Here is a 12623-nt window from a genome sequence, read left to right as displayed (position 1 = left end):
CCGGGCACGGCGTGCCGGGTACGGGCCGGAAGTGGCACTACGCTCGGTTCGCATCATGACCACCGGCTGGCTGGACCGTACGCGCAGGCCCTCGGCGGGCCGGGTGCTCGCCGTGGTCTCCGTCGTGCCCGCGCTCGTCCTGGCGGGCTGGCTGCTGGCCGGGCTGCCGCTGCTGCTGCTCGGCTGGTTCCGGCCGCTCGTCGCGGTCCCGCTGGGGCTGGCGGTCGTGGCGCTGCTGTGCCGGTACGGCCTGCGCCGCCTGCCGGAGACCGTCGAGGCGACCGCCTGGCAGGTCGCCGGGGTGGTCGCCGCGGCCCTGGCCTCCGGGGTCTTCAACGGCCTGCTCCACGGCGAGCAGCTGATCGTCCGCCGCGACCCCGCCACCTACGCGCAGTACGGAGTCTGGCTGGCCCGGCACGGCTCGCTGCCGATCCCCTTCCAGGAGGGTGCCTTCGGCGGTGCCGACCCGGCGCTCCACTTCGACAGCGTGGGCTTCTACGCCTCCGGCGGCGCGGTGGTGCCGCAGTTCATGCCGGGGGCGCCGATGCTGCACGCGGTGGGCGCCTGGCTGGGTGACGTCGCGGGGCTGCTGCTGGTGCCGCCGGTGCTGGGGGCGGCGGCCGTGCTGGTCGTCGCGGGGGTCGTCGCCCGGCTCGCCGGGGCCCGCTGGGCACTCCTCGCCGCGGCGGCCTTCGCCGTCTGCCTCCCGATCCTCTACACCTCGCGGACGACCTTCAGCGAGATCCCGTCCCTGGTCCTGCTCTTCGGCGGTCTCGCCCTGCTGCACGACGCCGAGGCCGGGCTCCGCCGCGGCTCCGGTGAGGGCTTTGGCGAGGGAGCGGCGCGGGTGGGGGCCGCCCTGGCGGGGCTGGTGTTCGGGCTGGCCGTCCTGGTCAGGATCGACGGGCTGCGCGACGTGCTCCCCGTGCTCGTCTACGCCGGGCTGCTCATCGCGCTGGGCCGGGTGGGGAACCGCGACGGGGGGCGGCTGGGCGTGCCGCTGCTCGGCGGGCTGGTGGCGGGGACCGGGCTGGGGCTGGCCGCCGCCTACCTGCTGTCCAGGCCGTACCTGCACTACCTGTCAGAATCGGTCGTCCCGCTGCTGGCCATCTGCGGCGCGGTCGGGGTCCTGACCGTGGTGGCGGCGGCGCTCGCCCCGCGCCTCGCGGCCCCGCTGCGGCGGGTGGCCCGCGTGCCGAGGCTGCCCGAGATCGCCGCCGGCCTGGTCGCGCTGGTCGCGGCGGCCTTCGCCGCCCGGCCGTGGCTGGAGACCGTGGTCCGGCCGCCCGTCACGCAGGACGACCGGACGACCGCGCTGTTCATCGAGGGCGTCCAGCGGATCAACCGCCTTCCGCTCGACGGCTCCCGGCTCTACTACGAGAACTCGGCGCACTGGGTGATCTGGTACATCGGGCTGCCCGCCGCGCTCCTGGCCGCCCTCGCCGCCATCGTGCTCGCGCGCAGGCTGGTCAGGGGGACGGCTCCCGGCTGGCTGCTGCCGCTGGCCGTCATCGGCTGGACCACGGTCACCACGCTCTACCGGCCCGGCATCACCCCCGACCACCCGTGGGCCGCCCGGCGGCTGGTCCCCGTCGTCATCCCCGGCCTGATCCTGCTCGCCGTCTGGGGACTGCGCTGGACGCGCGACAGGGCGCGGAGGTCGGGGTACGGCCGGGGCGCGCGCGGGGGCCTCGTCGCGGCCGGCGCGGTCCTCCTCCTCGTACCCCCGGTGATCACCTCGGGAGGGACGGCGTTCAGCCCGGTCGACCGGGGCGAGCTCGCCGCGGTCGAGAACATGTGCGAGGCCCTGCCGCCGCGCGCCTCGGTGCTCGTCGTCGAGCGCGTCACCGCCGCCCGCTTCACCCAGGTCGTCCGGGGCGTCTGCGGCCTCCCGGCCGCCCGGCTCACCATCTACCGCTCCGACGTCCCCCGGGCCGCCGACGTCGCCCGCCTGGCCGCCCGCGTCCGCGCCGCCGGACGCACCCCGGTCCTGCTCGCCGCCGAGTCCCGCCAGCTCTCCGGGTACGGCACCCCCGTCCACATCATGAACCTCCGCACCCGCCAGGACGACCGCTCCCTCGTCGACCCCCCCAACGGCACCTGGTCCCTGGCCGCCGACGTCTGGATGACCGTCCCGCGCGCGAACAGGGACACGTGAGGACCGGCGTCCGTCAGGCGCCGCCGGTCGGTTTCCTGGGCGCCGCGTCACTGGTGATCAAAGTCTGGAGAGGTGTGTAACGATATTTACCCAAATACCAGATCATTTCTGGGGGTAACACGGTGGATGCGACGGATTCGGCTCCTCGTTCGGGCGATGGGAACGAGATCCCCGTAGTCGAGGAGCTGTCCTTCGGAGACCCCGGGCAGGAGGCCCCCGCCAGAAAAGGTCTCAGGATCCGACATGTCCTGCTGGCCGGTGCGGTGGCGGTCCTGCTGCTCGGCGCGGCGGGAACCGCGGGGTGGTACGCCTACCAGAACTCCGTCCGGGTGCTTCCACCGCCGGACGGCCCCTGGCCCGAGGGCGGGACGTTCACCGTCTCCCTTTGCAAGGACGACGACGTCTACGAGCGGTGCCGCAAGCGGGCGGTCACCCCGGAGCAGCGGCGGTCGATCGAGGAGAGACTGCGCGCGATGCCCGAGGTCGCGGAAGTGGCGTTCGAATCCCAGGAGACGGCATGGGCGAACCTCGTGAAGGAGTTCGCCGACGACTGGACGACGGCCTCAACCTTCGAAACCGATGACATGCCCGAGTCGTTCAAGGGCAGGCTTCACCGGCGAGCCGACTTCGAGTCCTTCGGAACCGTCATGGGCAGTACACCGGGCGTTTCCATCATCTTCACCCTCGGTCACCACTTCTGGAAGGGCAAGGCCGATCTCTCCGTCATGCTGTGCCCTCCCGAGGACGCGGAACCCGACGAGACGGAAGAGAAGTCCGACCCCTGCGCGGGCCGGGGAGCGGCGACGGCGGAGGAGAAGAAGGCCGTCGAGGCCAGACTCCTGGCACTCGAAGGGATCGAGCACGTCTATTTCGAGAACGCCGCTCATGCTCGCCGGGTTCTGGAGCATCTGGTGGTGAGCCGTGAATCCGTCCTCGCCGGCTTCCTCGCGGCGAACCCCGTGCCGGAGAGCTATCTCGTCAAGCTCGCGGATCCGGGAGCCGCCCAGGCGGTCGTCGACGCGGTAAAGGGCATGCCGGGTGTCGGCCAGGCCGAACCCACGGGTCTCGACTGAGGGAGTCCCGGGCCGTGCCCGAAGAGGTGATGTGCGCTCGGGGTCCGTCCGGGCAGAGTATCCTCGCCCGTCGAGAGCATGCCCGAGAGCCCGAGAGTGGATCAGCCGTGGACGCAACGCCGTACGTGACCATCGTCCTGCCGTGTTACAACGAGCAGGACCACGTCATCGCCGAGGTCGAGCGCATCTGCGAGGCCATGGACCACAGCGGATACACCTACGAGCTCGTGGCGGTCGACGACTTCTCCACCGACGAGACCCTGGCCAGGCTGCAGGAGGCCGCGCCCAGGTTCCCGAACATGCGGATCAGGGCCTTCCACCGCAACGGCGGCTCCGGAACGGTGCGCAGGATCGGCACCCAGGAGGCGAACGGCGAGATCGTCGTGTGGACCGACGCCGACATGACCTACCCCAACGAGCGCATCCCCGAGCTCATCCAGATCCTGGAGAAGGACCCGGCGATCGACCAGGTCGTGGGCGCGCGGACCAGCGAGGAGGGCTCGCACAAGTTCCTGCGGGTCCCGGCCAAGTGGTTCATCCGCAAGGTGGCCGAGCGGCTGGCCGGGCAGAAGATCCCCGACCTCAACAGCGGGCTGCGGGCGTTCCGCAAGTCGGTCGCCAAGCCCTACCTGAGGCTGCTGCCCCCCGGCTTCTCCTGCGTCACGACGATCACGCTGTCGTTCCTGTCGAACCAGCACGACGTCTACTACCTGCCGATCGGCTACAGCAAGCGGGCGGGCAAGTCCAAGTTCAGCTTCGTCTCCGACGCCTACCGCTACATCCTTCAGGTGCTGCGGATGGTCATGTACTTCAACCCGCTCAAGGTCCTCATGCCGCCCGCGCTCTGGCTGGTCGGCATCGGCCTGGTCAAGGGTGTCGTCGACATCGTCCGCTACGGGTTCTACCTGACCAGCAACACCATCGTGATCTTCCTGTCCGGGCTGCTCATCGGCTCGCTGGCGCTGCTGGCCGACCTCATCGTGCGTTCCAGGAGCGAGTAGTGCGGATCGCCGTCGTCGGGCCGACGTACCCCTACAAGGGCGGCGGCGCCGCGCACACCACCGAGCTCGCCCACCGGCTGCGGGCCGCCGGGCACGACGTGGTGATCGAGTCGTGGCGGGCGCAGTACCCCGCCTTCCTGTATCCGGGCAAGCAGACCGCCGACACTCCCGACGGCGAGCCGTTCCCGCACGTCCTGCGCGACCTCGACTGGCGCCGCCCGGACGGCTGGGTCCGCGCCGGGAGGCGGCTCCGCAGCGCCGACCTCGTCGTCCTCGTCGTCCTCAGCCCGGTGCAGGTCCCGCCCTACCTGGGCATCCTGTACGGCCTGCGCCGCCGGACCCGGGTCGTGGCGCTCTGCCACAACGTCCTGCCGCACGAGCGCAAGCCGTACGACACGCCGCTGATGAAGGCGCTGCTGCGCCGGGTGGACACGGTGCTCGTCCACTCCGAGGGGCAGGCCGAGAAGGCACGCGACCTGTCGGCCACGCCCGTGCGGGTGGCCGAGATGGCGCCGCACCTCCCATCGGGGGCCGATCGCCGCGGGCCGGAGGCGGGGGTGCACGACAGGCTGCTGTTCTTCGGCCTCGTCCGGCCGTACAAGGGGCTGGACCTGCTGCTTCGCGCGCTGCCCGAGGGGGTGTCGCTGCGGGTCGCCGGGGAGTTCTGGGGCGGCCTGGAGGAGAGGACCAGGGCGCTCGTCGCCGAGCTGGGGCTGGGCGGGCGGGTGGAGCTGCGTCCGGGGTACGTGGCCTCGGCCGACCTGCCGGGGCTGTTCGCGGACGTGGACGCGCTGGTCCTGCCCTACCGGAGCGGGACGGCCAGCCAGCAGGTGTGGCTCGGCCACGAGCACGGGGTGCCGGTCGTCGCCAGCCGGACGGGCACGCTCGGCGACCACGTCACCGACGGGGTGGACGGGCTGCTGGTCGAGCCCGGATCGGTGGAGGAACTGCGCGCCGCGCTGGCCGCGTTCTACCGCCCCGGCGAGCCCGAGCGGCTCCGCGCCGGGGTCAAGGCCGTCGACCCCGCGCCCTACTGGGCCTCCTACGTCGAGGCGCTGGTCTCGGAGCCCTCGCACTGACCCGCGAGGCCGCACCCGGGCCTCCTACGTGGAGACGCTGGAGTCATCGCACTGACCCGCGGGGCCGCACCCGGGCCTCCTACGTGGAGACGCTGGTCTCGGGCTCCCCGGATTCCGTGCGCCGACCCTCGGGGCCGGAGAGGCGTCCCCACAGGAAGCCGATCCCGGCCCAGCTCAGGTCGGCCAGGGTGAACATCACCCTCGACACCACCGCGGCCACCAGCGCCCTGGGGGAGTCGAGGACCGGTGCCAGGGCGAGCACCAGCGCCCCCTCGCGGACGCCGATCCCGGCGGGGACGATCACGGTGACGATGCCCGTCGCCCAGGCCAGCGCGTAGGCGCCGACCGCCACGAGATAGAGGGAGTCGCCGGAGGCGCCCAGGTCGGCCATGGGGAGCAGCAGGTGGGGGCCGTATACGAACCAGCCGGTGACCGTGAGGGCGACCGCGGCGAGCACGGCCCTGCCGCTGAGCAGCCGGCCCTGGCCGAGGGGCTCCTGGCGGGCGATCCGCAGGGCCAGGTTGAGCCCGAAGGTGAGCACCGCCGGGTGCAGGCAGACCGCGATGACGGGGATCAGCGCCAGCAGGTACCACGCCTGGGTCATGATCTCGCGCAGGGTCACCGCCGCGACGAGCAGGGCGCAGCCCAGGGAGACCAGCAGGGCGAGGGAGACGGAGCCGAACATGCGACGGGGCGGGACGTCGTGGTCGCGGCCCAGCTCCATCATCGCGGCGTACGCCCAGACGCTGCCCGGCACGTACTTGCCGAGCTGGCCGACGAAGAACACCCTCGCGGCGCTCCCGGGCGGGAGCGGCGAGCCCATCCCGGACAGCACCGTCCGCCAGGCCAGCACCATGACGCCGATCCCGGCCATCACCGAGAGGTAGGAGCCGCCGAGCGACCACCACGAGAGCTGCGAGATCGCGGCCGCCGTCTCGTCGCGGTTCCTGGCCAGGCCGTAGCCGAGGAAACCCACCGCGACCAGCGCGAGCGACACCCGGAGGAGGCGGCTTGACCGCAGTCGGCTGAGCATCCGCCCAGGGTACGACGGCCTCCTTACCCGGCGGTAGCGTCGCGGGTCACCGGTACTCTTGGGGCGGCGTGCTCCCGGGCGGCGTGGCGGAGCGGCGGCGGACCGCGTGACGCGGAGGGAACCGCCTCACGCGTCACGCGCCACGCGGAGGGAAGTCACGTGGAGGAAGTCACACCTCACGCGGACGGAAGAAGAGGAACGGTGAGCGAGTGATGAGCGCCGAGCGGGTCGCGCAGCTTGAGTACTCCGAGTTCCAGGCGGCGATGCTGGACGAGGAGAAGCGCCGCAGGAAGGCCGCGAAGATCGTCGCGGTGCTCGGGCACTTCCTCGGCAGGGACAAGGACGTCCTCGCCGGTCTGACGGTCGCCGACATCGGCTGCTCGGCGGGCTTCATCGCCGACGAGCTCGCCGCGGCGGGCGCGCGCCACACGTTCGGCGTCGACATCGACGTGCCGGGCCTGCGCAAGGCGTCCCAGAGGTTCGGCGAGCGGGTCGAGTTCGTGTGCGCCGACGGCACCGCGCTGCCCTTCCCCGACGGCTCGATCGACGTGCTGGTCTTCAACCACATCTACGAGCACGTGGTCGACCCGGACGCGATCATGGCCGAGATGCGCCGGGTGCTCTCCGACGACGGCGTCCTCTACCTGGGGCTGGGCAACCGGCTCGGGGTGATGGAGCCGCACTACAAGCTGCCGTTCCTGTCCTACCTGCCGCCCTCGCTGGCCGACCGCTACGTGCGGCTCTCCGGCCGGGCCGACAGCTACTACGAGCGCTACCGGACCCGCAGGGGCCTGCGGAAGATGGCGCGCGGCCTGCGGGTGTGGGACTACACCTTCCCCGTGCTCGCCACCCCCGCCGCGTTCGCCGGGAACGAGCTCTTCCCCGGCCTGGTGGGACGGGTGGCGGGCGGGGTGCTGTCGAGGCTGCCCCGCCCGGTGCTGCGGGCCCTGCTGCCGGTGGTGCCCACCTACCTGTGGGTGGCGACCAAGGGCGACCGCCGCCCGGCCGGCCCATCCCTGTCCCGGCCGCCGGAGCCGGTGCGTCCCCTGTGAGCTCCTCACGGGCCTCTCGCGTGCCCTTCCTCGCCCGTGTCCTGACCGCCGGAGCCGGCGCGTCCCGCGTGCCCTTCGCCGCTCGTGTCCTGACCGCCGGAGCTGGTGCGTCCCGCCTGCCCTCTCCCGCTCGGGGCACGACTCCGGCCGCGGCCCCGGCGGGTCCTTCGTGACCGCGGGAACCGGGTCCGGCGCGTCCCCCCTGAGGCGCGTGGTCCGCGTCGCCTTCCTGCTCGTGGCGCTCGGGTTCGGCGCGTGGGTGGTGGTGGGCCAGTGGGACGCGATCCGCGCGGGGTTCGCCCGGCTGTCGTGGGCGTCGCTCGCGCTGTCGCTGGTCGCGGTGCTCGCCGCGCTGTGCGGCGGGATGATGACATGGCGGGCGCTGCTGGCCGACCTGGGATCGCCGCTGCCCCTGCGCGCGGGGGCGAAGGTCTTCTTCGTGGGCCAGCTGGGCAAGTACATCCCCGGCTCGCTGTGGCCGGTGCTCGCCCAGATGGAGATGGGCCGGGAGCTGGGCGTGCCCCGGTCCCGCAGCGCGGCGGCGTTCTTCCTGACGCTGCCGGTGCAGCTCGGCAGCGGGCTGGTGGTCTCGGGGGTGACGCTGCTGGCGGCGCTGCCGGGGTCGGTGGCGCCGTACGCGTGGGTGTTCCTGCTGATCCCGGTGCTCGCGGTGGCCTTCGAGCCGAAGGTGATCAACGCGGTCCTCGGGTTCGGGCTGCGAAAGCTCGGGCGCGAGCCGCTGGAGCGCCCGCTCACCCGCAGGGGCATGCTCACCGCGCTGGGCTGGGCGCTGCTCGGCTGGGTCGCGTACGGGCTGCACCTGGCGGCGATCGTCCACGACCTCGGATCCTCCGGGGCGTCCGCGGTGCTGTTCTCGATCGGCGCGTTCGCGCTGTCGTGGTGCCTGGGGATCATGACCTTCGTCGTCCCGGCGGGAGCGGGGGTGCGCGAGGTGGCGATGGTGGCCGTCCTGGCGCCGGTCCTGGACCAGGGAACGGCCATAGCGGCGGCGCTCTGTTCCCGGATCGTGATCATTCTCGGCGATCTCCTCTGCGCGGGTCTCGCGGGTCTGGTCGCGCGCCGCGCCGAGGGGTCCCGGAAGGACCACGCTTCGGGAAAAGCAGTGTGATTTCCCCCACGATTCCGGAAGCTCTGGCAATAGAGTAAACAGAGGAAGGGGACGATCGTCCCGCTGTGGATCTTGAGGGGAGCGATCCTTCTTGCCGCCGAGAGTGCTCGTTGACGCGGCCGCGGTTCCGGCCGATCGCGGTGCGCTGATCAGGTACGTCGACGGACTCGTCGCCGCACTCGACAGGGCGGGCGCCGACCTCGCGGTCGTCTGCCAGCGCGCCGACGCCGCCAGATACGCCGGCCTGGCGCCCTCCGCGCGGATCGTGCCGGGGCCTCACGGGATCACCAACCGGGCCGCCCGCCTGACGTGGGAGCAGACGGGCCTGCCGTTCCTCGCCAAGCAGGTCGGCGCCGAGGTCATCCACGCCCCCTACTACTCGATACCGCTGAGCTCGGGCCTGCCGACCGTGGCGACCGTCCACGACCTCACCTGCTTCACCGAGCCCCTGCAGCACGACGCGGTCAAGGCGGCGTTCTTCCGCGCCGCGACCCGCACCGCGGTCCGGCACGCCACCCGGGTGATCGTGCCCTCCAAGGCGACCAGGGACGAGCTGATCAGGATCCTGTCGGCCGACCCGACCCGCATCGACGTCGCCTACCACGGTGTCGACCCGGCGCTGTTCCACCCGCCGTCCGAGCGCGAGATCACGCACGCCTCCGACCGGCTCGGCCTGCACGGCACCCCCTACGTCGCCTTCCTCGGCCCGCTGGAGCCGCGTAAGAACGTGCCAAACCTGATCCGCGGCTTCGTCCGCGCCGTCGGGAACCTCCCGGATCCGCCCGCCCTGGTGCTCGCCGGGGGCATCCGCGACGTCGAGGTGGACGCCGCGGTGGAGGAGGTCCCCTCGACCGTGCGGGTGCTGCGTCCGGGCTTCCTGTCGTTCGCCGACCTGTGCGGCTTCCTCGGCGGGGCGGTGGTCGCGGCCTTCCCGTCGCGGGGAGAGGGGTTCGGGCTGCCGGTGCTGGAGGCCATGGCCTGCGGCGCGCCGGTGCTCACCACCCACCGCACCTCGCTGCCCGAGGTGGGCGGCGACGCCGTCGCCTACACCGAGCCGGACGCAGAGAGCATCGCCGAGGCGCTGCGCGCGCTGCTCTCGTCGCCCGAGCGCAGGGAGGCGCTGTCCGTGGCCGGGATCGCCCGCGCCAAGGAGTTCACCTGGGACGCCTCGGCCGAGGCGCACCTGCTCTCCTACCAGCGCGCGGCCGAGTAGTGAGCTAACCTCGCGGAATGATGGAGACCCCCTTGCCCGATCTAGAGGCGATCCTCCTTGTCGGTGGACGAGGGACGCGCCTGCGCCCGATGACGCTCGGCACCCCGAAGCCCCTGCTGCCCACGGCCGGGGTTCCCTTCCTCGCCCACCAGCTCGCCAGGGCGAGGGCCTTCGGCGTGCGCCGCATCGTGTTCGCCACCTCCTACCGGGCGGAGATGTTCTCCGAGGCCTTCGGGGACGGCGAGGCGTTCGGCCTCTCGCTCGAATACATGACGGAGGAGGTCCCGCTCGGCACCGGCGGGGCCATCCGCAACGCGGCCGAGGCGCTGACCTGCGGCCCCGACGCCCCGGTGCTGGTGCTCAACGGCGACATCCTGTCCGGCCACGACATCGGCGAGCAGGTCGCGACGCACGTCGCCAGGAAGGCCGCCGTCACCCTGCACCTGACCGAGGTGGAGGATCCCTCGCGTTTCGGGTGCGTGCCGACCGACGAGGACGGGCGGGTGACCGCCTTCCTGGAGAAGACCCCCAACCCGGTCACCAACCGGATCAACGCCGGGTGCTACGTCTTCACCCGCTCGGTGATCGACACGATCCCGGCGGGCGAGGTCGTCTCGGTCGAGCGCGAGACCTTCCCCGGCCTGATCGAGGACGACGCCCTGGTGCTCGGCTACGCCGACGCCTCCTACTGGCTCGACGTGGGCACGCCCGGCGCCTTCGTGAAGGGCTCCCGCGACCTGGTCCTCGGCCGTCTCGCCTCGCCCGCCCTGCCGGGGCCCACCGGTGACTTCCTCGCCCTGCCCGGCGCCATGATCTCGCCCGAGGCCAAGGTCTCCGGCGGTTCCGTGATCGGTGCCCGCGCGATCGTGGAGTCGGGGGCGCAGATCAGCGGCAGCGTGCTCGGGGACGACTGCGTCGTGCACTCGGGCGCGGTCGTGGTCGACTCGGTGGTCGGCATCGGGGCGCGGGTCAACTCCGGAGCGGTCCTGCGGGACGTGGTCCTCGGCGACGGCGCCGTGGTCGGTTCGGGTAACGAACTGCTCGCGGGCAGCCGGATCTGGCCGGGGGTCGTGCTCCCCGAGTTCGCGATCCGCTTCTCCAGCGACATCTGACCGTTCGCGGCGCGGGCACCTTCGTGAGGGAACGTGAGTGGTGCCCGTCGTGGCCGGTCGACCTGGCGCTGGCGCTCGACCCGCACCGGCGTGGGACCGGCGACCCCACCCTGAGGCCGGCGCCCGGCGGGGCCTTCTGGCGGACCTCGCGCACGCCCGACGGGCCGGGGACGCTGCGGGTGGCCCCGCTGAACGGCGGGGTGGCCGCCACGGCGTGGGGGCCGGGGGCGCAGTGGATGCTGGAGACGCTTCCCGAGCTGCTCGGCGCGGGTGACGACGTGTCGGGGTTCGTTCCCGGGCACGAGGTTCTAAGGAACGCGGCGAGACGCTATCCGGGGCTCAGGATCGGCAGGACCTCGCGGGTGTTCGAGGCGCTGGTCCCGGCCGTGCTGGAGCAGAAGGTGGTCTCCACCGAGGCGTGGCGGGCGTGGCGGTGGCTGCTGGGCCGCTACGGCGAGCCCGCGCCGGGTCCCGCGCCCGAGGGGATGAGGGTCTTTCCCGAGCCCGAGGTGTGGCGGTCGATCCCGTCGTGGGACTGGCACCGCGCGGGGGCGGAGGCGGTCCGGGCCCGTACGATCGCGAACGCCGCCCGGCACGCGGGGAAGCTGGAGGCGATCGGGGGCAGCGCCGACGCCGACCGGCTGTTGAGGGCGCTGCCCGGGATCGGGGTGTGGACGTCGGCCGAGGTGCGCCAGCGCTCGCACGGCGACGCGGACGCCGTCTCGGTGGGCGACTTCCACCTGCCGTCGCTGGTCGGCTGGTCGCTCAGCGGCGAGCGGGTGGACGACGCCCGGATGCTGCGGCTGCTCGCTCCCTACCGGGGGCACCGGCACCGGGTCAGCCGGCTGCTGGGGTTGGGCGGTGTGCGGCCACCCGCTCGCGGGCCGAGAATGCCCGTGCGCGACTACCGGTCGTTCTGAGCGCCCCCTCGTCGGGGGACGGCTCGTCGCGATGCCAGTCGAGGCTGTCGCGCGTGTCGGCGCCGATCAGCGGGGCGAGGACGGCGACGGCGACGAGGGCGGCGAGGGTGATGAGAAACGCGATCATTTCCGGCTCCTGGGAGGGCGGGTCCGAGGGGATTTCCTCGGGGGATCCGGGGTTTCCCGCGAGTGCGGGGGTTCCGGCTGACTTCTCTAATTTATGCACCTGCAAGTATTTACGTCTATCGAGACTTGCTTGAGTGCATCCTTTAGAAGATCTGAAGTATCGAAACCCTCGTCATCGTCCGCGGCAAGTGAGGTCTCAGCGAGAGAGCCGCGTTGGGGCAGGGCCGTTTTGTCCGGTGCGGGTGGTGCCTCCGTGAGAGAGCGGCGCCAAGGCAAGGCTGTCGCCGGGTTCCGGCGTTCGCGCTTTCGAGGTGGGGGCGATCGTTGGATGCCGGACCTTTGGTGCGAGTCCTGGCCGCGAACAGGCACCCGCCGCCCCGCGCTCTCGTATCACGCCGTACTGTGCCGTCTTGACCTCTTCCCCACGGCTGGGGCCAGGGAACTCCAACCCTCACGGGTCGGGTTTCCTGCTTCACCGCCAGTTGCCCGCCAGGAGGAAAATTCTTCCCTTTGAGGTCTTACACCGGCTCCACAGGCGTTTTTCTCTCCGCCGGCCCGGCGGCGAGGGTGGTGCAGGTCATGCCTACGGTGGCTTGGTCATCGCCACCGCACGAGCATGCTGGTAACCCGTGCGGCGCCTTGCCGCGTTTCGCACCTCAAGGCAGGGGCTCCACGCTGAAAGGACTCAAGGCCCAGGAACACGGAGTGCTCACCTGTCGGCGGCCAC

Annotated in this window: 10 protein-coding genes; 9 read left to right on the top strand and 1 reads right to left on the bottom strand. The window is 72.3% G+C overall.

What is annotated here, in order from left to right:
- Positions 1–55: 55 nt before the first annotated feature.
- The 4 genes from AC5L38_RS11060 (at position 56) to AC5L38_RS11045 (ending at position 5311) form a co-directional block, all read left to right on the top strand.
- Positions 56–2158 (top strand): hypothetical protein, encoded by a 2103-nt coding sequence (locus tag AC5L38_RS11060; RefSeq protein WP_495242657.1) that lies wholly within the window; start codon positions 56–58, stop codon positions 2156–2158.
- A 122-nt stretch (positions 2159–2280) separates the two neighbouring features.
- The gene (locus AC5L38_RS11055) at positions 2281–3231 is read left to right on the top strand and encodes a permease-like cell division protein FtsX (protein ID WP_495242656.1); all 951 of its coding nucleotides are present in this window, start codon (positions 2281–2283) and stop codon (positions 3229–3231) included.
- A 107-nt stretch (positions 3232–3338) separates the two neighbouring features.
- On the top strand, positions 3339–4232 hold the full coding sequence (locus tag AC5L38_RS11050; RefSeq protein ID WP_350973122.1) for a glycosyltransferase family 2 protein: 894 nt from the start codon (positions 3339–3341) through the stop codon (positions 4230–4232).
- Entirely contained in the window at positions 4232–5311 is a 1080-nt protein-coding gene (locus AC5L38_RS11045; RefSeq protein ID WP_495242655.1) for a glycosyltransferase family 4 protein, read from the top strand. Before AC5L38_RS11050 ends, AC5L38_RS11045 begins: the two co-directional genes overlap by 1 nt.
- 79 nt (positions 5312–5390) lie before the next feature.
- On the opposite strand, the gene AC5L38_RS11040 is transcribed toward AC5L38_RS11045, so the two are convergent.
- The gene (locus tag AC5L38_RS11040) at positions 5391–6344 is read right to left on the bottom strand and encodes a lysylphosphatidylglycerol synthase domain-containing protein (RefSeq protein WP_495242654.1); all 954 of its coding nucleotides are present in this window, start codon (positions 6342–6344) and stop codon (positions 5391–5393) included.
- Positions 6345–6556: 212 nt separating this feature from the next.
- On the opposite strand from AC5L38_RS11040, the gene AC5L38_RS11035 reads away from it, so the two are divergent.
- The 5 genes from AC5L38_RS11035 to AC5L38_RS11015 all read left to right on the top strand — a co-directional run bounded on the left by AC5L38_RS11035 (position 6557) and on the right by AC5L38_RS11015 (position 11770).
- Entirely contained in the window at positions 6557–7396 is an 840-nt protein-coding gene (locus tag AC5L38_RS11035) for a class I SAM-dependent methyltransferase (protein ID WP_495242653.1), read from the top strand.
- A 211-nt stretch (positions 7397–7607) separates the two neighbouring features.
- Positions 7608–8525: a lysylphosphatidylglycerol synthase domain-containing protein gene (locus tag AC5L38_RS11030; RefSeq protein ID WP_495242652.1), complete on the top strand. Its 918-nt coding sequence runs from the start codon at positions 7608–7610 to the stop codon at positions 8523–8525.
- A gap of 103 nt (positions 8526–8628) precedes the next feature.
- Positions 8629–9738, top strand: a complete 1110-nt coding sequence (locus AC5L38_RS11025; RefSeq protein WP_495242651.1) for a glycosyltransferase family 4 protein — start codon at positions 8629–8631, stop codon at positions 9736–9738.
- Between the two features lie 32 nt (positions 9739–9770).
- Positions 9771–10850: a mannose-1-phosphate guanylyltransferase gene (gene manB / locus AC5L38_RS11020; protein ID WP_495242650.1), complete on the top strand. Its 1080-nt coding sequence runs from the start codon at positions 9771–9773 to the stop codon at positions 10848–10850.
- Positions 10851–10873: 23 nt separating this feature from the next.
- Positions 10874–11770, top strand: coding sequence for a DNA-3-methyladenine glycosylase family protein (locus tag AC5L38_RS11015; protein WP_495242649.1), 897 nt, complete (start codon positions 10874–10876; stop codon positions 11768–11770).
- Positions 11771–12623: the final 853 nt, after the last annotated feature.

Source organism: Streptosporangium nanhuense (assembly GCF_059358815.1).
The sequence above is the reverse complement of the archived record's forward strand: the minus strand, read 5'-3'. Positions and strand labels throughout refer to the sequence as shown.